Origin of the sequence: Pseudomonas sp. IT-P176 (assembly GCF_949767245.1) — a bacterium.
Classification (GTDB): domain Bacteria; phylum Pseudomonadota; class Gammaproteobacteria; order Pseudomonadales; family Pseudomonadaceae; genus Aquipseudomonas.
In genome coordinates, this window is sequence record NZ_CATKPN010000028.1 from 71,081 (window position 1) to 94,765 (window position 23,685).

At 59.5% G+C, this 23,685-nt stretch carries 23 protein-coding genes and 1 other RNA gene; 17 read left to right on the forward strand and 7 right to left on the reverse strand.

Annotated elements, in window-relative coordinates; translation table 11 throughout:
• Nucleotides 1-186 precede the first annotated feature (186 nt).
• Both ACM6IP_RS02785 and ACM6IP_RS02790 read right to left on the reverse strand, forming a co-directional pair.
• Nucleotides 187-2,133: a flavin monoamine oxidase family protein gene (locus ACM6IP_RS02785; RefSeq protein ID WP_414860913.1), complete on the reverse strand. Its 1,947-nt coding sequence runs from the start codon at nucleotides 2,131-2,133 to the stop codon at nucleotides 187-189.
• 196 nt (nucleotides 2,134-2,329) lie between these two features.
• Complete coding sequence (locus tag ACM6IP_RS02790; protein ID WP_174244637.1) at nucleotides 2,330-3,226, reverse strand: GlxA family transcriptional regulator; 897 nt, start codon at nucleotides 3,224-3,226, stop codon at nucleotides 2,330-2,332.
• 244 nt (nucleotides 3,227-3,470) lie between these two features.
• On the opposite strand from ACM6IP_RS02790, the gene ACM6IP_RS02795 reads away from it, so the two are divergent.
• The gene (locus ACM6IP_RS02795; RefSeq protein ID WP_414860914.1) at nucleotides 3,471-4,607 is read left to right on the forward strand and encodes an acyl-CoA dehydrogenase family protein; all 1,137 of its coding nucleotides are present in this window, start codon (nucleotides 3,471-3,473) and stop codon (nucleotides 4,605-4,607) included.
• Between the two features lie 102 nt (nucleotides 4,608-4,709).
• Here ACM6IP_RS02795 and ACM6IP_RS02800 read toward each other — a convergent pair whose 3' ends face one another.
• Nucleotides 4,710-5,750, reverse strand: a complete 1,041-nt coding sequence (locus ACM6IP_RS02800) for an NADP(H)-dependent aldo-keto reductase (protein ID WP_401128426.1) — start codon at nucleotides 5,748-5,750, stop codon at nucleotides 4,710-4,712.
• Nucleotides 5,751-5,995: 245 nt separating this feature from the next.
• On the opposite strand from ACM6IP_RS02800, the gene rplM reads away from it, so the two are divergent.
• The 7 genes from rplM (at nucleotide 5,996) to ACM6IP_RS02835 (ending at nucleotide 10,868) form a co-directional block, all read left to right on the forward strand.
• Nucleotides 5,996-6,424 (forward strand): 50S ribosomal protein L13, encoded by a 429-nt coding sequence (gene rplM, locus ACM6IP_RS02805; protein WP_007905295.1) that lies wholly within the window; start codon nucleotides 5,996-5,998, stop codon nucleotides 6,422-6,424.
• A 14-nt stretch (nucleotides 6,425-6,438) separates the two neighbouring features.
• Nucleotides 6,439-6,831: a 30S ribosomal protein S9 gene (rpsI, locus tag ACM6IP_RS02810; protein WP_008080273.1), complete on the forward strand. Its 393-nt coding sequence runs from the start codon at nucleotides 6,439-6,441 to the stop codon at nucleotides 6,829-6,831.
• A 252-nt stretch (nucleotides 6,832-7,083) separates the two neighbouring features.
• The gene (gene petA, locus ACM6IP_RS02815; protein WP_095168952.1) at nucleotides 7,084-7,677 is read left to right on the forward strand and encodes a ubiquinol-cytochrome c reductase iron-sulfur subunit; all 594 of its coding nucleotides are present in this window, start codon (nucleotides 7,084-7,086) and stop codon (nucleotides 7,675-7,677) included.
• Nucleotides 7,677-8,888 carry a cytochrome b gene (locus tag ACM6IP_RS02820; RefSeq protein ID WP_095168951.1) on the forward strand — a complete coding sequence of 404 codons (1,212 nt, stop codon included), beginning with the start codon at nucleotides 7,677-7,679 and terminating at the stop codon, nucleotides 8,886-8,888. Before petA ends, ACM6IP_RS02820 begins: the two co-directional genes overlap by 1 nt.
• On the forward strand, nucleotides 8,888-9,670 hold the full coding sequence (locus tag ACM6IP_RS02825; protein ID WP_095168950.1) for a cytochrome c1: 783 nt from the start codon (nucleotides 8,888-8,890) through the stop codon (nucleotides 9,668-9,670). The genes ACM6IP_RS02820 and ACM6IP_RS02825 overlap by 1 nt, the downstream gene beginning before the upstream one ends.
• 150 nt (nucleotides 9,671-9,820) lie before the next feature.
• Nucleotides 9,821-10,438 carry a glutathione S-transferase N-terminal domain-containing protein gene (locus tag ACM6IP_RS02830; protein ID WP_095168949.1) on the forward strand — a complete coding sequence of 206 codons (618 nt, stop codon included), beginning with the start codon at nucleotides 9,821-9,823 and terminating at the stop codon, nucleotides 10,436-10,438.
• 16 nt (nucleotides 10,439-10,454) lie between these two features.
• Nucleotides 10,455-10,868 carry a ClpXP protease specificity-enhancing factor gene (locus ACM6IP_RS02835; protein ID WP_095168948.1) on the forward strand — a complete coding sequence of 138 codons (414 nt, stop codon included), beginning with the start codon at nucleotides 10,455-10,457 and terminating at the stop codon, nucleotides 10,866-10,868.
• A 70-nt stretch (nucleotides 10,869-10,938) separates the two neighbouring features.
• Here ACM6IP_RS02835 and ACM6IP_RS02840 read toward each other — a convergent pair whose 3' ends face one another.
• The 4 genes from ACM6IP_RS02840 to ACM6IP_RS02855 form a co-directional block, all read right to left on the reverse strand.
• The gene (locus tag ACM6IP_RS02840) at nucleotides 10,939-11,517 is read right to left on the reverse strand and encodes a BON domain-containing protein (RefSeq protein WP_414860915.1); all 579 of its coding nucleotides are present in this window, start codon (nucleotides 11,515-11,517) and stop codon (nucleotides 10,939-10,941) included.
• Complete coding sequence (locus ACM6IP_RS02845; RefSeq protein ID WP_007904374.1) at nucleotides 11,514-12,107, reverse strand: phosphoheptose isomerase; 594 nt, start codon at nucleotides 12,105-12,107, stop codon at nucleotides 11,514-11,516. Before ACM6IP_RS02845 ends, ACM6IP_RS02840 begins: the two co-directional genes overlap by 4 nt.
• Before the next feature lie 101 nt (nucleotides 12,108-12,208).
• On the reverse strand, nucleotides 12,209-12,571 hold the full coding sequence (locus ACM6IP_RS02850; RefSeq protein WP_095168946.1) for a YraN family protein: 363 nt from the start codon (nucleotides 12,569-12,571) through the stop codon (nucleotides 12,209-12,211).
• Nucleotides 12,571-14,382, reverse strand: a complete 1,812-nt coding sequence (locus ACM6IP_RS02855; protein WP_095168945.1) for a penicillin-binding protein activator — start codon at nucleotides 14,380-14,382, stop codon at nucleotides 12,571-12,573. The genes ACM6IP_RS02850 and ACM6IP_RS02855 overlap by 1 nt, the downstream gene beginning before the upstream one ends.
• Before the next feature lie 209 nt (nucleotides 14,383-14,591).
• On the opposite strand from ACM6IP_RS02855, the gene rsmI reads away from it, so the two are divergent.
• The 9 genes from rsmI (at nucleotide 14,592) to mraY (ending at nucleotide 23,681) form a co-directional block, all read left to right on the forward strand.
• Nucleotides 14,592-15,464 carry a 16S rRNA (cytidine(1402)-2'-O)-methyltransferase gene (rsmI, locus tag ACM6IP_RS02860; RefSeq protein WP_095169036.1) on the forward strand — a complete coding sequence of 291 codons (873 nt, stop codon included), beginning with the start codon at nucleotides 14,592-14,594 and terminating at the stop codon, nucleotides 15,462-15,464.
• Nucleotides 15,465-15,539: 75 nt separating this feature from the next.
• Nucleotides 15,540-15,893, forward strand: an RNA gene (gene rnpB, locus ACM6IP_RS02865) — RNase P RNA component class A.
• A 454-nt stretch (nucleotides 15,894-16,347) separates the two neighbouring features.
• Complete coding sequence (gene mraZ / locus ACM6IP_RS02870; protein WP_019693566.1) at nucleotides 16,348-16,803, forward strand: division/cell wall cluster transcriptional repressor MraZ; 456 nt, start codon at nucleotides 16,348-16,350, stop codon at nucleotides 16,801-16,803.
• Nucleotides 16,800-17,747 carry a 16S rRNA (cytosine(1402)-N(4))-methyltransferase RsmH gene (gene rsmH / locus ACM6IP_RS02875; protein ID WP_162530210.1) on the forward strand — a complete coding sequence of 316 codons (948 nt, stop codon included), beginning with the start codon at nucleotides 16,800-16,802 and terminating at the stop codon, nucleotides 17,745-17,747. Before mraZ ends, rsmH begins: the two co-directional genes overlap by 4 nt.
• Nucleotides 17,744-18,037, forward strand: a complete 294-nt coding sequence (ftsL, locus tag ACM6IP_RS02880; RefSeq protein WP_095168944.1) for a cell division protein FtsL — start codon at nucleotides 17,744-17,746, stop codon at nucleotides 18,035-18,037. The genes rsmH and ftsL overlap by 4 nt, the downstream gene beginning before the upstream one ends.
• Nucleotides 18,037-19,776 (forward strand): peptidoglycan D,D-transpeptidase FtsI family protein, encoded by a 1,740-nt coding sequence (locus ACM6IP_RS02885; protein ID WP_177440661.1) that lies wholly within the window; start codon nucleotides 18,037-18,039, stop codon nucleotides 19,774-19,776. Before ftsL ends, ACM6IP_RS02885 begins: the two co-directional genes overlap by 1 nt.
• Entirely contained in the window at nucleotides 19,776-21,239 is a 1,464-nt protein-coding gene (locus ACM6IP_RS02890) for a UDP-N-acetylmuramoyl-L-alanyl-D-glutamate--2,6-diaminopimelate ligase (protein WP_159997893.1), read from the forward strand. The genes ACM6IP_RS02885 and ACM6IP_RS02890 overlap by 1 nt, the downstream gene beginning before the upstream one ends.
• Nucleotides 21,232-22,599, forward strand: coding sequence for a UDP-N-acetylmuramoyl-tripeptide--D-alanyl-D-alanine ligase (locus ACM6IP_RS02895; protein WP_414860916.1), 1,368 nt, complete (start codon nucleotides 21,232-21,234; stop codon nucleotides 22,597-22,599). The genes ACM6IP_RS02890 and ACM6IP_RS02895 overlap by 8 nt, the downstream gene beginning before the upstream one ends.
• Complete coding sequence (gene mraY, locus ACM6IP_RS02900) at nucleotides 22,599-23,681, forward strand: phospho-N-acetylmuramoyl-pentapeptide-transferase (RefSeq protein ID WP_095168940.1); 1,083 nt, start codon at nucleotides 22,599-22,601, stop codon at nucleotides 23,679-23,681. Before ACM6IP_RS02895 ends, mraY begins: the two co-directional genes overlap by 1 nt.
• Nucleotides 23,682-23,685: the final 4 nt, after the last annotated feature.

The window sequence follows — 23,685 nt, forward strand, 5'->3', positions numbered from 1 at the left end:
ATTGTTTTTCAAGCTGTTAAATGGCGTGTGTATGAGAGAGGAATCAGGAATGGGGTGTAAGTCAGCTACTTCCGTTTAGGTCGTAGTCCTTGTCCGAAAATGGATCAGAGTGATGTTTGATGGCCCTGGGTAGTCGGCGCGAGAGGTAGAGCCATGTATTGCGTGCATGGCTCTGAAACGGGGGGATCAGATTTTGATTTGGTAGTGCGGGTAGTCGCTCAAGGAAAATCCGCCATTGAACGTCGCGGCGGTTTTGTTGCAGATATGAATCACTGCATCGACAGCACCGCGAAAACATGGCTCCGTCCAACCGGCATCGACAGAAAATGACTCGCCGGACAAATACAAGCCTGAAACATGAGCAAAGTCCCGGTTGTACTTCATCAGGCTGACGGCATCGTAGTAGGTGCCCGGTCGGTAAAGCTTGGCACAGCCCAGAGCATTTTTATCAGTGATCCAGCGCTGAACCACGGCTTGCTCAATGCCGATGTAGGGAGAGATTTTTTCCTGGACGTTGGCAGAGTTCATGAGTATGCGATCCAGCTCTTCGGCGCATCTTGATACCAGCTCCTTATCGCTGAATGAGGCGAGTTTGGTTGCGTCATCTTCCCAGGTATAACTCAGCAGGATGCAGTCATAGCTGTAATTGTCGTTGTAGCGGTAGGTATAGACATCGTGGATGAAACTGTCGGTTACGATGGCTTGCGGGATGTTTTTGTTTTTCGAGAGAAATGATTTTTTCAGCGGTGCAAACACTTTGCAGCTAGTTTCCCAGTGTGCGGTTTTGTAGGCGTTAATCGTCTCGAAAGGCAGCATCTCCCGGGTGAAATTTTCGAGCTTGATTCGAGTTTCAATCAGCCAGGAGGGTAGTGTCATGATGACCGAGTCAAAGTCATCAAATTGCTCCTGGATTTGCTCGGGTTGATTGTGTTTCCAGTTGTAATGGACGCGTATATTTTGATTGGTCAGCTTTTCCAGTTTTGTAACGGATGAGTCGGTGAGAAGCCCATTGCTTCTTTCGAGGCAATGTTCGTAGATGGACTTTCCGGTTTCATCGGTTTTCACAAACAGCAGGCATTCGTCCAAAGCGGCGAGACCGATGTAGCGGGGCTTGTCAAAACTCTGCCCCATTGAGTCAAAAACGGCTTCGCTATTCAGGTAGGGCGAATCCAGTGGATCGCCGTTTGAGTCCACACGACCATGGATCAGTTGCAATTGGCTGCTGAAACCGAAAATCGCAGTACGCAGAGGGTAGAGGCAGCAGACGTCATAAAAAGCTCCCCAGCTACCGTCACCTATACCTATTGCGTAAAAAATTGCGGACTCTTGCGCAGGCATTCCCATTCCGCCGAAATCCCCGGGTGAGCGGGCATCCCAAGCTTCCAGTGCTGGCATGCTGACCAGGTCGCGGAACGAGACACTCTCGTATTTTTCAACGATAGAAGCCCATATGGCTTCCCATTCCTGGCTCGCGTAGAGCTCAGCAACGTGGCGGGTCATGCGATCGGCAAAGGCTTTCCATTTGGAATAAACCTTTTGCAACTCATCGCCGGGAGGCGGTGTGACGCCGTCTTCGTTTTTCCATATCAACATTTGCGGCGCCGATCCGCCGCCCATGCTGCCCTCCCGGAGATAGATGCCTGTCGAGTTAACCCATTGGCTGCCGGGGTTGGCGAAGTCTGAAAACGCCAATTCAAATTGATTGGCGTAGTAAGCCATCAGCGACCGACCTTCTGTCGGTGGCTCATCCGCCCGGTTGAAGAAGGGCATGCGCATGGCGCCCATTTCAAACGGTGTATGGCTTGCTGTCGAGTTTCGGCTGCCGGGAACGGTCAGATGCCTGCCGCCGATGCGCCTGGATTGCTCGATGAGAGTGATATGGGTAAAGCCGCAGCGATAGAGCTCTCTGGCGGCGGTCAGGCCTGTGACGCCGGCGCCGATGATGCAGATTTTATGTTGCGGGTCAGTTGCCCTGGCGATGCCGTTTTCCTGCTCTACCAGTGCACGATAGTCAAAGCACAAATCCGGCGGATTGGGAAAGCGAGCCGCCCATTTATTTTTAGCCGAGCGCTTTGTTCGGTCGGTCTCCTTGGCGATGTATGAAGGGTAGTTGTAGCTTGATCCGATAGTCATGTTTGATCTTCCCTGATGGTCTGCAGGGAAGATGTTGAAGTTTTTAAGGGGTTGCGTCTGTGGGTAGGGTTGGGTTCTCCGGCGCTATGTATTCCGCTTTTTGCGTAGGAAAATGCACAGCGAAAGAACTGCGTGGCCGGCGCAAGATTCTGTGTGGAAGCGAGCAGGCTCGCTTCCACATTCGGTTGGTGTTCGGCTACGCCGCCTGCTGAAACTGCTGCCGGTACTGGTTGGGCGACAATTCGGTGTGCTGGCGGAACAGTCGGGCGAAGAAGCTCGCATCGTCGTAGCCGACTTCGTAGCTGATGGTCTTGATGCTCTTGCGGCTGCCGGACAGCAAGCCCTTGGCGGTTTCGATGCGCAGGCGTTGCAGGTAGTGCAGCGGCTTGTCGCCGGTGGCGGTCTGGAAGCGACGCATGAAGTTGCGGATGCTCATGCCGTGCTCGCGGGCGACGTCTTCGAAGCGGAACTTGTCGGCAAAATGCTCTTCGAGCCAGTGCTGGATCTGCAGGATGATTACGTCCTGGTGCAGCTTCTGTCCGCCGAAGCCGATGCGGCCGGGGGAATAGCTGCGTTGCACTTCATACAGGATGTCGCGGGCCACGGCCTGGGCCACATTGGCCCCGCAGAAGCGCTCGATCAGGTAAATGTAGAGGTCGCAGGCCGAGGTGGTGCCGCCGGCACAAAACAGGTTGTCGGCATCCGTGAGGTGCTTGTCCTTGTTGAGCTGGACCTTGGGGAAACGCTCTTCGAAAGTGTTGAAAAAGCGCCAGTAGGTGGTCGCTTCCTTGCCATCGAGCAGGCCGGCCTCGGCCAGCCAGAACACCCCGGTGGCTTCGCCGCAGAGCACTGCGCCCCGTGCATGCTGCTCACGCAGCCACGGCAACACCTGTGGATAACGTTGGCACAACGTGTCGAAGTCGTCCCAGAACGCAGGGAGGATGATGATGTCGGCATTTTCCAGGCCGCCGTCCACCGGCATCAGCACATCGCTGAAGCTGTTGACGGGTTTGCCGTCGGGGCTGACTACACGGGTTTCAAAGCCGGGGGTCAGGCCCTGGCCCTGTTGCTTGCCGTACCGCAGGCTGGCCAGGTGGAAAAAATCCTTGGCCTGCATGAGGGTGTAGGCAAACACCCGGTCGATCGCCAGGATGCTGACGCGCCGCAACGGCGCAGAAGATTGGATAGACATAATTCAATTTATTCTTATAGGGGAAAGTGGTCACCAAGCGGCTGGATCGTCTTATTTTTTGGCGGATGTGTCCAGTGTCCCGTTGCAGGTGGTGGGATTAGTCTCTGGCATACATTTTCGTTCAACAATAACGACAGGTGCCCCGATGATCCCTAGAACCTTGTTCAGCTCCGAGCACGAATTGTTTCGCGATAGCGTGCGCACCTTCCTCGAAAAGGAAGCCGTGCCGTTTCATGCTCAATGGGAAAAACAGGGCTACATCGACCGCCAGTTGTGGAACAAGGCGGGGGAGGCGGGGATGCTCTGCTCCCATCTGCCGGAGGAATACGGTGGCCTGGGGGCGGACTTTCTCTACAGCACGGTGGTGATCGAGGAAGTCGGGCGGCTGGGCTTGACCGGCATCGGCTTCTCCCTGCATTCGGACATCGTTGCGCCGTACATCCTGCATTACGGCAGTGAGGCCTTGAAACACAAATACCTGCCCAAGCTGGTTTCGGGCGAGATGGTCACGGCCATTGCCATGACCGAGCCGGGCGCGGGGTCCGACCTGCAAGGGGTGAAGACCACTGCAGTGCTGGATGGCGACGAATATGTGATCAACGGCTCGAAGACCTTTATCACCAACGGCTACCTGGCGGACCTGGTGATTGTCGTCGCCAAGACCGATCCCAAGGCCGGGGCCAAGGGAACCAGCCTGTTCCTGGTGGAAGCCGACACCCCGGGCTTTGCCAAGGGCAAGCGCCTGGAAAAGGTCGGCATGAAGGCCCAGGACACCTCGGAGCTGTTCTTCCAGGACGTCCGGGTGCCCAAGGAGAACCTGCTGGGGCAGGCCGGGATGGGCTTCGCCTATCTGATGCAGGAGTTGCCACAGGAGCGCCTGACGGTGGCCGTAGGCGGCCTGGCGTCGGCGGAGGCCGCCCTGCAGTGGACCCTGGATTACACCCGCGAGCGCAAGGCGTTCGGCAAGTCGATTGCGGACTTCCAGAACACCCGCTTCAAGCTGGCGGAAATGGCCACTGAGATCCAGATTGGCCGGGTGTTTGTCGACCGCTGCCTGGAACTGCACCTGCAAGGCAAGCTGGACGTGCCGACGGCGGCGATGGCCAAGTACTGGGGCACTGACCTGCAATGCAAGGTGCTCGACGAATGCGTGCAGTTGCATGGCGGCTACGGCTTCATGTGGGAATACCCGATCGCCCGGGCCTGGGCCGATGCGCGGGTGCAGCGGATTTATGCGGGGACCAACGAGATCATGAAGGAGATCATTGCCAGATCATTGTAGGAACAGCTCGCTCGCGATGGTCGTCAACGATAGCGTTGAAAGCCTGGCACCCAGCGGTGTGCTCAGGCTTTTCGCGAGCAAGCTCGCTCCTACAAGTGGGGGTTATGGCGCCGGGTTCGGGTGATCCTTGTGGATCGCCTCGATCCCCGCCAGCACTTCATCCGACAGCTTCAGGTCGAAGCTGGCAATGTTGCTGTCCAGTTGTTCGATCGTGGTCGCCCCGATGATGTTGCTGGTGACGAACGGTTGCTGGGTGACGAAAGCCAGGGCCATTTGTGCTGGGTCCAGGCCGTGTTCACGGGCCAGCGCGACATAACGGCTGCAGGCAGCTTCCGATTGCGGGTTGAAATAGCGACTGAAGCGACTGTAGAGGCTCAGGCGGCCTTTTGCCGGGCGCGCGCCACCTTCGTATTTGCCTGACAGGAAACCGAACGCCAGCGGCGAGTAGGCGAGCAGGCCGCATTGTTCGCGGATGGCGATTTCCGCGAGGCCCACTTCAAAGCTGCGGTTGAGCAGGTTGTAGGGGTTCTGGATGGTCACCGCACGCGGCCAGCCACGGGCTTCGGCCAGGGCGAGAAAACGCATGGTGCCCCATGGGGTTTCGTTGGATAGGCCAATGTGACGGATCTTGCCGGCCTTGACCTGTTCATCCAGGGCTTGGAGGGTATCCTCAAGCGGCGTCAGGTTGACTTCGCTCTTGTGCTTGTAGCCCAGTTGGCCAAAAAAGTTGGTGCTGCGCTCCGGCCAATGCAACTGGTAGAGGTCGATCCAATCGGTTTGCAGACGCTTGAGGCTGGCGTCCAGGGCCTGGACGATGTGTTCGCGGTTGTGCTTGAGGTGACCGTCGCGAATATAGTCGATGGTGTTGCCGGGGCCGGCGATCTTGCTGGCCAGGATCCAGTCGGCTCGGTCGCCACGGCTCTTGAAGTAGTTACCGATGTAGCGTTCGGTGCTGGCGTAGGTTTGCGCCTGGGGTGGGACCGGGTACATCTCGGCGGTGTCGATGAAGTTGATCCCGGCGCTCTTGGCTCGCTCGATCTGCGCGAAGGCCTCTGCCTCGCTGTTTTGCTCGCCCCAGGTCATGGTTCCGAGGCAGATGGCGCTGACATTCAGGTCGGTGCGGCCTAGCTGGCGATAGTCCATCGGGTGCTCCCTTGGCAAAACAATCATAAAAGCAGGTTGAAAAATTTTTCGCAATCTGCATAATTGCGCACCTCTTTCTGCAGTGGAAGTGATGCGCCGCCGCCGAAGAATCTTGCCGTTGAACGGACGCGCCGACCCGAGCCCCCGATAGCGTCTGTACCCGGCTGCCTTTGACTTGTCAAAGTACGCACTATTCAGTAAGATCCGCCGTCTAATTTACAGGGCGGCCCCTGAGGCTATAAAGAATGAAAACTTTTACTGCTAAACCGGAAACAGTACAGCGCGACTGGTTTGTCGTCGACGCTGCAGGTCAGACCCTGGGTCGTCTGGCCACCGAAATCGCGAGCCGTCTGCGTGGCAAGCATAAAGCTGAGTACACTCCTCACGTTGACACCGGCGACTACATCGTCGTTATCAATGCCGAGCAGATTCGTGTAACCGGTGCTAAAACCACCGACAAAATCTACTACTCCCACTCCGGTTTCCCGGGCGGCATCAAGTCGATCAACTTCGAAAAGCTGATCGCTAAAGCCCCTGAGCGCGTGATCGAGACCGCGGTTAAAGGCATGCTGCCTAAGAACCCACTGGGTCGCGACATGTATCGTAAGCTGAAAGTCTATGCGGGCGCTGTTCACCCTCATACTGCTCAGCAGCCCCAAGAACTGAAGTTTTAACGGAATAGTTCATTATGTCGGCGACTCAAAATTACGGCACTGGCCGTCGCAAGACCGCAACCGCACGCGTTTTCCTGCGTCCGGGCACTGGTAACATCTCCATCAACAACCGTTCGCTGGAAAATTTCTTCGGTCGCGAAACTGCCCGCATGGTAGTTCGTCAGCCGCTGGAATTGACTGAGACTGTCGAGAAGTTCGACATCTACGTCACCGTGATCGGTGGTGGTGTAAGTGGTCAAGCTGGCGCAATCCGCCACGGCATCACTCGCGCTCTGATGGATTACGACGAAACTCTGCGCGGTGCACTGCGTAAAGCTGGCTTCGTAACCCGTGACGCGCGTGAAGTTGAACGTAAGAAAGTTGGTCTGCGTAAAGCGCGTAAGCGTCCGCAGTACTCGAAGCGTTAATTCGCTTTCGCGTTCAAAGCGCCCAGTCTCCTCGCGGAGCTGGGCGTTTTTTATGGGCGATGATTTTTGGTGTGACAACTTGCCACATCCGCAGAAGCCCTATACTACAAGGCTTGGCGGTACCCATGGGTGGTAATTACCTTGTCAGAATTGGGGCTTTTCATTACCATTCTGCAAAATTTTTATAAGTTCAGATTTTTACTTAGTAGATGCCTGATTTAACAGGCCACAAAGCTGATGGGAGAGGACTGGATGAGCAATGACGGCGTGAATACAGGCCGGCGTCGCTTCTTGGTAGCAGCCACATCCGTGGTGGGTGCTGCAGGAGCGGTGGGGGCTGCGGTCCCGTTCGTGGGGTCGTGGTTTCCCAGTGCCAAGGCGAAAGCCGCAGGTGCACCGGTGAAAGTGAATGTCAGCAAAATCGAGCCAGGTCAGCAAATGATTGCCGAATGGCGCGGTCAGCCGGTATTCATCGTCCGCCGCACCCAGGAGATTCTGGGGAACCTGACGAAGATCGAGGGGGATCTCTCCGATCCGGACTCCAAGGCCTCGGTACAACCGACCTATGTGGATCCCAAGACGCGTTCGATCAAGCCGGAAGTGCTGCTGCTGATCGGTATCTGCACGCACCTGGGCTGTTCACCGACCTTCCGTCCAGAAGTGGCGCCGGCCGACCTCGGTCCAAAATGGGTGGGCGGCTACTTCTGCCCTTGCCATGGCTCCCACTACGACCTGGCTGGCCGTGTCTTCAAATCGCAGCCTGCGCCTTTGAACCTGCCAGTTCCCCCGCATTCCTATGAGTCGGACGACATCATTGTCGTTGGCGTCGATACGGAGAACGCGTGATGAGCAAGTTCATGGATTGGGTTGATGCGCGCTTTCCTGCGACCAAGATGTGGGAAGACCATCTCAGCAAGTATTACGCTCCGAAGAACTTCAACTTCTTCTACTTCTTTGGCTCCCTGGCACTGCTGGTTCTGGTTAACCAGATCGTTACCGGTGTCTGGCTGACCATGAGCTACACCCCGTCGGCGGAAGAGGCGTTTGCCTCCGTCGAATACATCATGCGCGACGTCGAGTACGGCTCGATCCTGCGTCTGCTGCACTCCACCGGCGCTTCGGCGTTCTTCGTCGTGGTCTACCTGCACATGTTCCGTGGCTTGCTCTACGGTTCGTACCAGAAGCCGCGTGAGCTGGTGTGGGTGTTCGGCATGCTGATCTACCTGGCCCTGATGGCGGAAGCCTTCATGGGTTACCTGCTGCCGTGGGGCCAGATGTCCTACTGGGGTGCCCAGGTGATCATCTCGCTGTTCGGTGCGATTCCGGTCATCGGCGACGACCTGACCCAGTGGATCCGTGGTGACTACCTGATTTCCGGGATCACCCTGAACCGCTTCTTCGCCTTGCACGTGGTGGCCTTGCCGATCGTTATTCTTGGCCTGGTAGTGCTGCACGTCCTGGCGCTGCACGAAGTCGGTTCGAACAACCCGGACGGCGTCGACATCAAGAAATACAAAGACGAAAACGGCGTACCGCTGGACGGCATTGCCTTCCACCCGTACTACACCGTGAAAGATATCGTCGGCGTGGTGGTGTTCCTGTTCATCTTCTGCTCGATCGTGTTCTTCTTCCCGGAAATGGGCGGTTACTTCCTCGAGAAGCCGAACTTCGAAGTGGCGAACGCCTTCAAGACCCCAGAGCACATCGCTCCGGTCTGGTACTTCACCCCGTTCTACGCGATCTTGCGTGCCGTTCCCGACAAGCTCCTGGGCGTTATCGCCATGGGCGCCGCGATCGCCGTGCTGTTCGTCCTGCCATGGCTTGACCGTAGCCCGGTCAAATCCATGCGCTACAAGGGCTGGATGAGCAAGATCTGGCTCTGGGTGTTCTGCATTTCGTTCGTGATCCTGGGTGTGTTGGGTGTTCTGGCGCCAACGCCAGGTCGTACGCTGTTGTCGCAGGTATGTACCTTCCTGTACTTCGCCTACTTCATTCTGATGCCGTTCTACACCCGGCTCGAGAAGACAAAACCGGTTCCGGAAAGGGTGACTGGCTGATGAAAAAGCTATTTGCTGTACTGATTCTTGCTGCTTTGCCTGTGTTCTCGTTCGCATCCACCGCGGGCGGTCCTGAGCTGGAAAAGGTCGACATCGACGTCTCCGATAAAGCGGCAATGCAAGATGGCGCACGTACCTTCGCCAACTACTGCATGGGCTGCCACAGTGCCAAGTTCCAGCGCTATGAGCGCGTTGCCGACGATCTGGGGATTCCTCACGATCTGATGCTCAAGAACCTGGTGTTCACCGGCGCCAAGATCGGCGACCACATGAACATTGGCATGCAGCCGGCAGACGCCAAGGCCTGGTTCGGCGCTGCGCCGCCTGACCTGACCCTGGTAGCTCGGGTGCGTGGCACTGACTGGCTCTACGGCTACCTGAAGTCGTTCTACGAAGATCCGTCGCGTCCTTGGGGCGTGAACAACAAGGTGTTCCCGAACGTCGGCATGCCCAACGTGCTGGTCGGCCTGCAAGGTCGTCAGGTCGTAGGCTGCAAACAGGTGCAGATCGTCGAGGACGGCAAGAAGCAATATGATCCGCTGACCGGTACGCCGCTGACTCATGAAGCGTGCGATCAGTTGACCATCGTGCCGAAGTCCGGTGCCCTGACCGAAGAGCAGTTCGATGAGAAGGTCAAGAATCTGGTAACCTTCCTCGCTTACTCGGCTAACCCGGTTAAGCTGGAGCATCAGCGCATTGGTACCTACGTACTGTTGTACCTGGCGTTCTTCTTCGTATTCGCTTACTTGCTCAAGCGCGAATACTGGAAAGATGTGCATTGATCTAGCTTCAAGCATTTGCTGTTAATCGCGCGCGCCCAAGGGCGTCTCTGTAAACGTAACGAGTCTGGTCATCCAGGCGTTACGGGAGGCGCCCTCTGGGCGCGCTCGTTTTTCCGCTTTCAATAATTTCAACAAGCGAGGAGGACCGCCATGGGCGTGACCAACCGGTTGGCCTGTTACTCCGACCCCGCCGACCACTATTCCCACCGAGTGCGAATCGTACTGGCAGAGAAGGGTGTCAGCGCCGAGATCATCAGTGTGGAGGCGGGCCGTCAGCCGCCAAAGCTGATCGAAGTGAACCCTTACGGCAGCTTGCCCACCCTGGTCGATCGTGACCTGGCGTTGTGGGAGTCGACCGTGGTGATGGAATACCTGGATGAGCGTTATCCCCATCCACCTTTGCTGCCGGTTTATCCGGTGGCGCGGGCCAATAGCCGCCTGCTGATCCATCGCATCCAGCGTGACTGGTGTGGCCTGGTGGATCTGATCCTGGACTCACGGACCAAGGAGCCAGCACGCGTGCAGGCGCGCAAGGAACTGCGAGAGAGCCTCACGGGTGTCTCGCCGTTGTTCGCCGACAAGCCGTTTTTCCTCAGTGAGGAACAAAGTCTGGTGGATTGCTGCCTACTACCGATACTCTGGCGTTTGCCGATCCTGGGTATTGAACTGCCGCGGCCGGCCAAGCCGCTGCTTGATTATATGGAGCGCCAGTTTGCGCGTGAGGCATTCCAGGCGAGCCTGTCTGGTGTCGAACGCGATATGCGCTAAGGCTTAAGGAGCCGCTATGAACTCCAGTCGTCCTTATCTCGTCCGTGCGCTCTATGAGTGGATTGTCGATAACGATTGCACCCCGCACATGCTGGTCAACTCCGAGTTTCCTTCGGTGCAGGTGCCACAAGGATTTGCCAGTGACGGACAGATTGTCCTGAACGTTTCGCCCGCTGCCGTGCGTCATCTGCACATGGATAACGATGCAGTGAGCTTTGAAGGTCGCTTCGGTGGTGTGCCGCACACCCTGTACGTGCCTATAGCTGCAATCCTGGGTATTTACGCTCGGGAGAATGGCCAGGGTATGGTGTTTGACTTGGAGTCGCCGGTAGAGGGCGAGGACGAGTTCGAGCCCGAAGATGATCTGCCGCCACCCGACAACGAGCCACCGCGCCCTAGTGGACGGCCAAGCTTGAAGGTGGTGAAGTAATAAAAAAGGCGATCCATTCGGATCGCCTTTTTTATTACTTGCAGGAGCCGTGCTCCTGCAGGAGAGCGTGTCAGTCAATGTACTCAAACAGTTTCACGATCTTCTGCACCCCGGAAACGCTCTGCACCAGGTTGGTGGCCTGGGCCGCTTCCTGCTTGGTCAGTAAGCCCAGCAGGTAGACGATGCCGTTTTCAGTCACGACCTTGATGCGTGAGCCGGGAATGCTGGCGTCGGTGAGCATCTGGGTCTTGATCTTGGTGGTCAGCCAGGCGTCGTTGTTGCGTGCCAACAGTGACGAGGGTTGCATGATCTGCAGTTCGTTGTGCACCGTCTTGACCCGCTGCACAGCGGCAGCGGCCTGCTCGGCCTGGGCCTTGAGGTCGGCACGGGGCGTTTGCCCGGCCAGCAGTACCACGCCGTTGAAGCTGGTGACGACGATGTGCGATTGGGTGTCCAGGTCCGGGTTGGCCTTGGCCACGTTCACGCCAACCTTGGTTTCGATCAGCGAGTCGTCGATCTTGCTGCCGAAGGTGCGGGTGCCACGGTCATCCTGAATGGGGCTTTCACGGCTGGCGTTCACCACCGAGGTGCATCCGCTGATGCCGAGGCACAGCGTCAGGGCCAGTAGGCCTAGGCGATTAGGGGTCATTCTTCACTCCCGAACAATTGGCTGTCGATCAAGTCGCAGAGGCAATGGATCGCCAGCAGGTGGACTTCCTGAATGCGTGCGGTGACGTTGGCCGGTACGCGAATCTCCACGTCTTCCGGCAATAGCAGCGACGCCATGCCGCCGCCATCGCGACCGGTCAATGCTACGACAATCATTTCGCGATCATGTGCGGCCTGGATCGCTTGAATTATGTTGGCCGAGTTGCCGCTGGTGGAAATCGCCAGCAGGACGTCACCGGGTTGGCCCAGGGCGCGGATCTGCTTGGAGAAGATTTCGTTGTAGCTGTAGTCGTTGGCGATCGAGGTGATCGTCGAGCTGTCAGTAGTCAGGGCGATGGCCGGCAGGCTGGGGCGTTCGCGCTCGAAGCGGTTGAGCAGCTCGGAGGAAAAGTGCTGTGCGTCACCGGCCGAACCGCCGTTGCCACACGAGAGCATTTTGCCTTCGTTGAGCAGGGCGTTGACCATCACTTGGCTGGCTTGCTCGATGTGCGGTGCAAGTACGTCCATCGCCTGTTGCTTGGTATCGATACTGGCCTGAAAAAGCTGGCGAATTCGGGATTGCATGTCCATCTGTGTGACCTTAAGTGGCGCGGCCTGGTGGCACAGCAATGTGCGGCCCGCAAAGCAAAGAGCAAAAGTGTTGGGTGAAAATCGGTCCTGCCCGACAGCGGTCAGCTATCAAAGGCATTCCGTAGCCAGTTCAGATGCGCTGCAGTGCTGTCTATGGCAACCACATCAAAACGGCAGGGGGAGTCGGCCCAGCGTGACTCGCTCTGCAGGAAATACTGCGCGGCGAGTACCAGTTTTTGACGCTTGCGCGCATCGATACTGCCGAGCGCGCCACCCCATTGGGTGTTTTTTCTGTAGCGGACTTCGACGAATACTACTGTATCGCCGTCAAGCATGACCAGATCAAGCTCGCCGCGTTTACACAACCAGTTCTGCGCCAGCAGGCGCAGTCCCTGTTGCTGGAGATGCTGGAGCGCCTGGCTTTCAGCATCTCGACCGCTTTGCTGGCGTGACCTGTCGGGCATCAGCGCGGGGTGTCCGGCAGGCGTTGGACCTGGCCGTTGACGAATTGCGCCCAGGGCAGCTGGCGTTGAACCCGTTGCGTCGGGCTCATGCTCAGGTTGCCCGACTGGCCTTCGATGGTGCTGTCCGGCAGGGCCTTGAGTTGACCCAGGCGCGGGGCCAGGCGGTAGGCGTCGACGCCCATGGCGTACAGCCGACCCAGGCTGCTATTGGCTTGTGGCCATTGTGCAGTCACTTGCTGGCGCAGCGGGTCGCTGGTGTTGAGCAGCCATGGGGTTTCGCAGAAGCGCACGCCGTTCATGTCGTTGTACTGGTTCTGGTCGCCACTGGCGCTGTACACGTGGGACGTGGCGTAGACCGGCACGTCACCCGCGTATTGGAAGTTCAGCGTGGGTTTGATCTGTTGCGCCTGTTGTGGGGTCGAGGCGAGGAAGATGAACTCGATGTCCTGGCGGCGCGACGGCTGTGCGGCGATCTGCGAGCCGACGGTGCTTTGCAGGCTCTTGGCGCGACCTTCGCTCTGGCGCAGTTGGAACAGGTCGGCGATCTGCTGGGCCAGTTGCACGGGTTGGTCTACACGTTCGACACCGATGATGCTGCCGCCATTGGCTTGCCAGTCCTGGCTGAAGGCCTTGAGGACGCGGTCGCCCCATTCGCCTTTAGGTACCAGTACCGCAGCGCGATGCAGGCCGTCGGCACGTGCGCGACGGGATACTTCGCGCGCCTCGTCCTCGGCCGCGAGGCCGAACTGGAACAGTTGGGCCGGGCCTTGGTCGCCTTCGCTGTAGTTCAGCGCCAGGGTGGTGATCGGCAGTTGAGGGCGCGCGTTGAGTTGCTTGACCAGGGGTTTTTCCAGCGGGCCGACTACCAGTTGCACGCCATCGGCTTGGGCCTTGCGATAGAAGTCGTCCAGCGAGGTCAGGCGCGAGCTGTCATAGAACTCGATGGCGGGTGGGTTCTGTCCGGCCTGTTGGGCCTGGTAGTGAGCAGCCATGAAACCTTCGCGCAGGGCCTTGGCCACCGAGGCCAGCGGGCCTTCCTGGGGCAGCAGCAGGGCGATCTTGCCGAGCGGCTGGCTGGCCAGTTGCTTGAGTTGGGTCAGTGGCAGTGGCAACTGCAGGGCGGCAGGATGTTTCGGGTGCTGGGCTTTCCAGTTGTCGATGGCAGCCTGTTGCAGTTCCAGGGTGCCGGCGGTTTTTACCGCCACGGCCAGGCTCATCCAACCGCCGAGCACGTCGTCGGTGATCGGTTGCAGCTGGTCGGTGGGCAGCGAGGCAATCAGTGCCCAGATCGCCTCGTGGTTCTTGTTCGCGGCTTCGCCTTCGAGCATCGGCGCGATGGCAATCCGCTCGCGGGCGGCGGCCAGCGTCTGGCCGTCGGCTTCGAGGGCGCGGGCACGCACGGTGCCGGTGCGAACCTGTTGCTCGTCCGGCAATTCGCTCAGGCGCTGCAGGCTTGGGTGGCTCAGGGCGGTCAGTGCCGCCTTGGGCTGGTTGCGGGTCATCGCCAGTTCGGCGGCCAGGGTGCTGGCATAGACCTGCTGGCCCGGCTTGAGCGTTTCCAGCGGAACCTGTTGCAGGATTTGCGCGGACTGGCCGGCGTTACCCTGGCGATACGCCAGGTCGGCCGCGCTCAGGCGCAGCAGGGCAGCCTTTTCCGGATTGGTGCTGGTGGCAGCCTGTTCGAGCAGTTGCTCGATACTGGCATCGGCCGTCCGTGGAAGGTCGCCAAGGCTGGACGAGGGCGAGCTGGCGCAAGCCGCCAACAGGGCAGCGAGGCAGAGGGCAGTGAACAGCCGCAGGCAAGCGATCATGTAAGTGTTCCTGATACTCGATCAAATTAGCGTGGAATTGTACCCAAGCACTGGCCGGGGCGCGATGTTACTGGCGTGAATCGTGCAATTTAGGTCGTGTAAATGTTGCCGTGCTCACGAAAAGGTAGTGCGTCCTGATGACAGTGGTGCGCATCCAGCGGGCTTCTACGCGCTACAATGGCGCTTTTACCGATCATGAGGTGTGCGCTTTGACTGCTCCAGGTGCTTTGAATTCCGCTGCTGGCTCGCTTTATGTGGTGGCGACGCCCATCGGCAACCTGGATGACATCAGTGCCCGTGCGCTGAAAATCTTGCGTGAGGTGGCGTTGATCGCCGCCGAAGACACGCGCCACTCCCTGCGGTTGCTGCAACATTTCGGCATCGCTACGCCCTTGGCGGCTTGTCACGAACACAACGAGCGCGACGAAGGCAGTCGCTTCATCACGCGGTTGCTGGCCGGTGACAATGTTGCGCTGATTTCCGATGCCGGTACGCCGCTGATTTCCGATCCGGGTTATCACTTGGTGCGCCAGGCCCGCGCTGCCGGTATCAATGTAGTCCCGGTTCCCGGGGCGTGCGCGCTGATCGCCGCATTGTCGGCGGCGGGATTGCCGTCCGACCGGTTTATCTTCGAAGGTTTCCTGCCGGCCAAGGCTGTTGGCCGGCGCGCGCGCCTGGAGTCCATTAAGGAAGAGCCGCGGACCCTGATCTTCTATGAGGCGCCTCACCGGATCCTCGAATGCCTGCAGGACATGGAGTTGGTGTTCGGCCCCGAGCGGCCAGCCTTGTTGGCGCGCGAGCTGACCAAGACCTTCGAGACCCTTAAGGGCCTGCCCCTGGCCGAGCTGCGTGCGTTCGTCGAGGGCGACAGCAATCAGCAGCGTGGCGAGTGCGTGGTGCTGGTGGCGGGCTGGACCGCGCCAGAGACTGAGGAGGCGGTCAGCAGCGAGGCCATGCGCATCCTCAATCTGTTGCTCGAGGAGATGCCGCTCAAGCGTGCCGCGGCGTTGGCGGCGCAAATTACCGGTGAGCGCAAGAATGTGCTCTATCAAGTGGCCCTGGAAAAACAGAAGGGCGAGTAAAAACGGGGCCTGCAGAGCGGCAAAAGGCTTTTATTGCTTGTTCTTCGGGCGCTGTGCCGTTAACCTTCGCGGCGGAGAGTCGATTGGACAGTCGCTGCCCTCTATGAAAATTAGGGGGGGGAGGAAAGTCCGGGCTCCATAGGGCGAAGTGCCAGGTAATGCCTGGGAGGCGTGAGCCTACGGAAAGTGCCACAGAAAATAACCGCCTAAGCGCTTCGGTGCCGGTAAGGGTGAAAAGGTGCGGTAAGAGCGCACCGCACGACTGGCAACAGTTCGTGGCTAGGTAAACCCCACTTGGAGCAAGACCAAATAGGGTCCCAAGGCGTGGCCCGCGCTGGGACCGGGTAGGTTGCTAAAGGTGTCCAGTGATGGCCATCGTAGACGAATGACTGTTCAAGACAGAACCCGGCTTATAGATCGACTCTCCACCTTTTTTTCGCTTTTGTGCTTGAATCACCGGCACAGGGGCTTGGTATTATCGGTTCACCGCCCGCAGCATGTTGTGGGCACGCGTTACTTGATATCGATATGCCATCATCTCGTTTGACCCCCTTGTAGAGGCGCGCGTGTAGTAGCAATTACCCACCCTGCTGAATCAATAGCAGAAGCGCTTTCGTAATACCGAAAAAATCTTACTCTTAACAAATTACTTTAACTTCTGAACGTAGCCTCCTGCGCTGCTTCAAGTTATTGAGCTGAGTCATCCGCCAAATACTCGTAACCCCTTCTTTTGTACCGCTAAATCTCCGATCTGTAAGGGTTTTCCTTTACTGCGCGCCTTGACGGTGCGGTAGGCGCATTCCTATAGTGTGCGCAAGTGGCGGAAAGTGGCATGAAGTGGGTTTTTTGAGCGTAAAACGCTAGAATTTGGAGAAACGCTGACGTGTTTCGCGGAGCTAACGCTATCAGTCTCGATGCAAAAGGCCGTCTCGCTATGCCGAGCCGGTATCGTGACGAGTTGGTTTCGCGCAGTTCCGGGCAACTGATCGTGACCATTGATGCGGTTGATCCTTGTTTGTGTGTTTACCCCCTCGATGAGTGGGAGCTGATTGAAACCAAACTGCGCGCACTGCCTTCGCTTCGCGAAGAGAACCGTCGCCTGCAACGTTTGCTGATTGGTAATGCCGTCGACCTCGAACTCGACGGCAGTGGTCGTTTTCTGGTTCCGCCGCGTCTGCGTGAATATGCCAAGTTGGATAAGCGCGCGATGTTGGTAGGCCAACTGAACAAGTTCCAATTGTGGGACGAGGATGCCTGGGATGCAGTGTCTGCTGCTGACCTGGCTGCTATTCAACAACCGGGCGCTATGCCTGATGAACTGCGTGATTTGATCCTGTGACTATTGATAGCGGCTTTAACCACATCACCGTACTGCTTGACGAAGCCGTCGAGGCTCTCGCCGTACGCCCTGATGGTTGCTATCTCGATGGCACGTTCGGGCGCGGCGGCCACAGCCGCCTGATACTCAGCCAGCTCGGTCCTGATGGCCGGTTGCTGGGGTTTGACAAAGATCCTCAAGCGATTGCCACCGGGCAAACGCTAGCGGCCGAAGACGGCCGCTTTGTCGTTGTGCAGCGCAGCTTTGCCGAACTGGGTTCGGAAGTTGCCGAGCGCGGCCTGGCCGGCAAAGTCAGCGGTGTGCTGCTCGACCTGGGCGTGTCTTCGCCCCAGCTAGACGACCCTGAGCGTGGCTTCAGCTTCCTCAATGACGGCCCCCTGGACATGCGCATGGACCCGTCCCGCGGGATCAGTGCTGCCGAGTTCGTCAACACCGCGCCCGTCGAAGAAATCGCCCGGGTGTTCAAGGAATATGGCGAAGAACGTTTCTCCGGGCGTATGGCCCGTGCCGTGGCTGAGCGTCGCGACATCAAGCCGTTCGAGCGCACCGGTGACCTGGCAGAAGTGCTGAAAGTCGCCAACCCGGCGTGGGAAAAAGGTAAGAACCCAGCTACCCGTGCCTTCCAGGGCCTGCGAATTCACGTCAACAATGAACTGGGCGATCTCGAAGCCGGCCTCGAAGCAGCACTCGAGGCGCTGGAAATCGGCGGCCGCCTGGTAGTGATCAGCTTCCACTCGCTGGAAGATCGCATCGTCAAGCTGTTCATGCGCAAACTGGTCAAGGGTGAAACCGACAACCTGCCGCGCAACCTGCCGGTACGTTTCGAAGCTTTTGTGCCGAAAATCAAAGTCCATGGCAAAGCGCAGTTCGCCGGCGAAGCCGAACTCAAAGCCAACCCACGTTCCCGTAGCGCTGTCATGCGTGTCGCGGAGAAGTTGCGGTGAGCAAGCTTTTCGCCAAGCCTCTTCCAGGCGGCAGCTTTATCATGCTGCTGCTGTTTATCGGCGTGCTGGTTTCCGCGATCGCGGTGTCCTACAGCGCCCACTGGAATCGGCAATTGCTCAACTCGTTGTACGGCGAGTTGAGTGTGCGCGACAAGGCGCAGGCGGAGTGGGGGCGGTTGATTCTCGAGCAGAGCACCTGGACCGCTCATAGCCGTATTGAAGTGCTGGCCACCGAACAACTGAAGATGCGCATTCCCGGCGCGGCAGAAGTGCGGATGGTGGCGCCATGATGAAACTCGAGGGGGCACTCTTTCCGTGGCGGTTTCGCTTGGTCGTGGGCTTGCTCGGGATCATGGTGGCGGCGATTGCCTGGCGCATCATTGACCTGCAAGTGGTCGACCGTGCCTTCCTCAAGGGCCAGGGTGACGCGCGCAGCATGCGCCACATCCCGATTCCCGCGCACCGTGGCCTGATCACCGATCGTAACGGCGAGCCTTTGGCGGTCAGTACTCCGGTCACCACCCTGTGGGCCAACGCCAAGGAAATGCAGAGCGCCAAGGACCGCTGGCCGGCCCTGGCTGCCGCATTGGGCCAGGACCCGCGTGCGCTGACCGAGCGCCTGGAAGCCCAGGCCAATAAAGAATTCATCTACCTGGTGCGCGGCCTGACGCCGGAGCAAGGCCAGGTGGTGCTCGACCTGAAAGTGCCTGGCGTCTATGGCATCGAAGAGTTCCGGCGCTTCTACCCGGCCGGGGAAGTCACCGCCCACATGGTCGGCTTTACCGATATCGACGACCATGGCCGCGAAGGTGTGGAGCTGGCCTATGACGAATGGCTGGCCGGGGTCCCCGGTAAACGCCAGGTCATCAAGGACCGGCGCGGCAGACTGATCAAAGATGTTCAGGTCACCAAAAACGCCAAGGCCGGCAAGCCCTTGGCGTTGTCGATTGACCTGCGCCTGCAATACCTGGCCAACCGCGAACTGCGCAACGCGATCATCGAGAACGGTGCCAAGGCCGGCAGCCTGGTGATCATGGACGTCAAGTCCGGCGAGATCCTGGCCATGGTCAACCAGCCGACCTACAACCCGAACAACCGTCGCAACCTGCAGCCGGCGATGATGCGTAACCGCGCGATGATCGACGTGTTCGAGCCGGGCTCGACCATGAAGGCCATCTCCATGAGTGCCGCCCTGGAAACCGGGCGCTGGAAGCCGAGTGATCGGGTCGAGGTCTATCCGGGCACCCTGCAACTGGGCAAGTACACCATTCGTGACGTGTCCAGGAGCGAAGGTCCGGTGCTCGACCTGACCGGGATCCTGATCAACTCCAGTAACGTGGGCATGAGCAAGATCGCCTTCGATATTGGCGGCGAGACTATTTTCCGCCTGGCTCAGAAAATCGGCCTGGGCCAGGACACCGGCCTGGGCTTCCCAGGCGAGCGCGTTGGCAACCTGCCCAACTACCGCGAATGGCGCAAGGCCGAGACGGCCACGCTGTCGTACGGCTACGGTCTGTCGGTAACCGCGATCCAGTTGGTCCACGCGTTCTCGGCATTGGCCAACAACGGCCGTATCGCGCCCCTGACCCTGGTCAAGACCGACAAGCTGCCGCAAACCACCCAGGTGATTCCGGAAGACGTCGCCAAGACCATGCAGGGCATGCTGCAGCAAGTGATCGAGGCGCCGCGCGGAGTATTCCGTGCGCAGGTTCCGGCCTATCACGTGGCCGGCAAGTCCGGTACTGCGCGTAAGACCTCCGCAGGTCTCAAGGGCTACGCCGTCAATTCCTACCGCTCGCTGTTTGCCGGTTTCGGCCCGATGAGCGACCCGCGTTTTGCCATCGTCGTGGTGATCGATGAACCGAGCAAGGCCGGCTACTTCGGTGGCCTGGTTTCGGCACCGGTGTTCAGCAAAGTGATGTCGGGCACCCTGCGCCTGATGAACATCTCGCCGGACAACCTGCCGCCGACCCAGCAAGCCAATGCCACCCCGGCGATCCCACTAAAAGCCAACGGAGGGCGCGGCTGATGTCTCTGAGCCTGAACAAGATTTTCGCCCATGCCGGCCGCGACCTGTTGATTCGCGAACTGGCCCTGGACAGCCGCAATGTGCGCGCCGGGGACTTGTTCCTCGCAGTGCCTGGCGGCAAGTTCGATGGCCGTGCGCATATCGCCGATGCCCTGCAACGCGGTGCGGCAGCCGTGGCCTATGAAGTCGAAGGGGCGACCGTCCTGCCGATTACCGATGTGCCGCTGATCCCGGTCAAAGGCCTGGCCGCGCAACTGTCGGACATCGCTGGACGCTTCTATGGTGACCCGAGCCGGCATCTGAACCTGGTCGGTGTCACCGGCACCAACGGCAAAACCAGTGTGACCCAGTTGGTTGCCCAGGCCCTCGATTTGCTCGGCCAGCACTGCGGCATCGTCGGCACTCTGGGCAGTGGTTTCTACGGCGCGCTGCAAAGTGGCCTGCACACCACGCCCAACCCGATCGACATGCAAGCCACCCTGGCCGACCTGAAAAAGGCCGGAGCCAAAGCGGTGGCCATGGAGGTTTCTTCCCACGGCCTGGATCAGGGACGCGTCAGCGCGCTGGCCTTCGACGTGGCAGTGATGACCAACCTGTCCCGCGATCACCTGGACTATCACGGCACCATGCAGGCCTATGGTGAAGCCAAGGCCAAGTTGTTCGCCTGGAATGACCTGAAGTGCCGGGTGGTCAACCTCGACGACGAATTCGGTCGGCAGCTGGCCGCCGACAAGGGTGAATCGCGCCTGATCACCTACAGCCTGGAAGACGCCAGCGCCTACCTGTATTGCCGCGAAGCGCAGTTCGACGACGAGGGTGTGCGTGCCACGCTGGTAACGCCTCAGGGCGAACACCATTTGCGCAGCGCCTTGCTCGGTCGTTTTAACCTGAGCAACGTGTTGGCCGCGGTCGGTGCCTTGCTCGGCCTGGACTATGCGCTGGACGAAATCCTCCGTGTGCTGCCCAAGCTCGAAGGCCCGGCCGGTCGCATGCAGCGCCTGGGTGGCGGCACCCAGCCATTGGTGGTAGTCGACTACGCCCATACCCCCGATGCCCTGGAAAAAGTCCTGCTGGCCCTGCGTCCGCACGCCAAGGGTCAGTTGTTGTGCCTGTTCGGCTGCGGCGGCGATCGCGATCGTGGCAAGCGTCCGCTGATGGCCGAAGTGGTCGAGCGCCTGGCCGATGGCGTGCTGGTGACCGATGACAACCCGCGCAGCGAAGACCCACTGCAGATTTTCGACGACATCCGTGCCGGTTTCAGTGCGGTGGATAACGTGCGTTTTGTCGCCGGTCGTGGTCAGGCGATTGCCGAAATTGTTGCTGGCGCCAGCGCCGATGACGTGATCGTCCTGGCTGGCAAAGGTCATGAGGACTATCAGGAAATCAATGGCCAACGCCATGCCTTCTCTGACCTGGTGGAGGCCGATCGCGCCTTGACCGCCTGGGAGGTGAGCCATGCTTAAGGCCCTGCAATTGAGCGAAGTGGCGGGTCCGCTGGGTGGCCGCCTGGTCAGCACCGACAGCCGCTTCGAGGGCGTGAGCATCGACAGCCGGGCCATCGTGCCGGGCCAACTGTTCGTGGCCCTGGCCGGTCCGCGTTTCGACGGGCACGACTACCTCAACGAAGTGGCCGGCAAAGGTGCGGTCGCAGCCTTGGTCGAGCGTGCAGTGGCCAACGCCACCTTGCCGCAACTGCTGGTCAAGGACACTCGGCAGGCCCTGGGTCAACTGGGCGCCCTGAACCGTGCGGCCTTTACCAAGCCGGTCGCGGCAATCACCGGTTCCAGCGGCAAGACCACGGTCAAGGAAATGCTCGCGAGCATCCTGCGCACCCGCGGTCCGGTGCTGGCGACCCGTGGCAACCTGAACAACGACCTCGGCGTGCCCCTGACCCTGCTGGAACTGGCGGCCGAACACAGTGCTGCGGTGATCGAGCTGGGCGCCTCGCGCATCGGCGAGATCGCCTACACCGTGGCCATGACCAAGCCCCACGTAGCCGTGCTCAACAATGCCGGGACTGCCCACGTCGGTGAGTTCGGCGGGCCGGAAAAAATCGTCGAGGCCAAGGGCGAGATTCTCGAAGGGCTGGACGCCGATGGCGTCGCCGTACTGAACCTCGACGACAAGGCTTTCGCCATCTGGAAGGCCCGCGCAGCCGGGCGCCAGGTGCTGACCTTCGCCCTGCACGACAGCCAGGCCGACTTCCATGCCAGCGACCTGGATCGCGATGTACGGGGCTGCCCGTCCTTCAAGCTGCACAGTCCACTGGGTGTCGAGCATGTCCAGTTGAACCTGCTGGGCACCCACAACGTGGCCAACGCCCTGGCGGCCGCCGCCGCTGCCCACGCCCTCGGGGTGTCGCTGTTCGGCATCGTCACCGGCCTGAACGCCGTGCAACCGGTCAAGGGACGCGCGGTGGCGCAACTGGCGAGCAATGGCATGCGGGTCATTGATGATTCTTACAACGCAAACCCCACCTCGATGTGCGCTGCGGTTGATATACTTGCCGGCTTTTCCGGCCGCACCGTCCTGGTGCTCGGAGATATCGGCGAGTTGGGCGAGTGGGCGGAGCAGGGGCACCGCGAAGTTGGCGCGTATGCCAGCGGCAAGGTTTCTGCACTTTACGCCGTAGGGCCGTTGATGGCGCATGCCGTCGCCTCCTTCGGTGAACAGGCCCGTCACTTTGCCACTCAGGCCGACCTGATTGCGGCGCTGGGCGCCGAACACGATTCAAACACCACTATTTTGATCAAGGGCTCGCGCAGCGCGGCGATGGAAAACATCGTTGCGGCTCTGTGCGGTTCGAGCGGGGAGAAACATTAATGCTGCTGCTGCTAGCGGAGTATCTGCAACAGTTCTACAAAGGCTTCGCGGTCTTCCAGTACCTGACCCTGCGCGGGATTCTGGGTGTACTGACCGCGCTGTCGCTGTCGCTGTGCTTCGGGCCGTGGATGATCCGCACCCTGCAGAATCGTCAGATTGGCCAATCGGTACGTAACGACGGGCCGCAATCGCACCTGTCCAAGTCCGGCACCCCGACCATGGGTGGCGCGCTGATCCTGTCCGCCATTGGCGTCAGCACCCTGCTGTGGGCCGACCTGACCAACCGCTATGTCTGGGTCGTGCTGCTGGTGACCCTGCTGTTCGGCGCCATCGGCTGGGTCGACGACTACCGCAAAGTCATCGAGAAGAACTCCCGTGGCTTGCCGAGCCGCTGGAAGTACTTCTGGCAGTCGGTGTTTGGCCTGGGCGCGGCGATCTTCCTTTATATGACGGCCGCCAGCCCGGTGGAAACCACCCTGATCCTGCCGATGCTCAAGGACTACAGCATTCCCCTGGGTGCCGGCTTCATCGTCCTGACCTACTTCGTGATCGTCGGCTCCAGCAACGCCGTCAACCTGACCGATGGCCTCGATGGCCTGGCGATCATGCCGACCGTGATGGTCGGCGGCGCCCTGGGGATCTTCTGCTACCTGTCGGGTAACGTGAAATTCGCCGAATACCTGTTGATCCCTTATGTCCCGGGCGCGGGTGAACTGATTGTGTTCTGCGGCGCGCTGATTGGTGCCGGCCTGGGCTTCCTGTGGTTCAACACCTACCCGGCGCAAGTGTTCATGGGCGACGTCGGCGCATTGGCGTTGGGCGCGGCCCTGGGCACCATCGCAGTGATCGTGCGCCAGGAAATCGTGCTGTTCATCATGGGCGGCGTGTTCGTGATGGAAACCCTGTCGGTGGTGATCCAGGTCGCGTCCTTCAAGCTGACCGGTCGCCGGGTGTTTCGCATGGCGCCGATCCACCACCACTTTGAACTCAAGGGCTGGCCCGAGCCACGCGTGATCGTCCGATTCTGGATCATCACCGTGATTCTCGTGCTGTTCGGCCTTGCCACCCTGAAGCTGAGGTAGAACG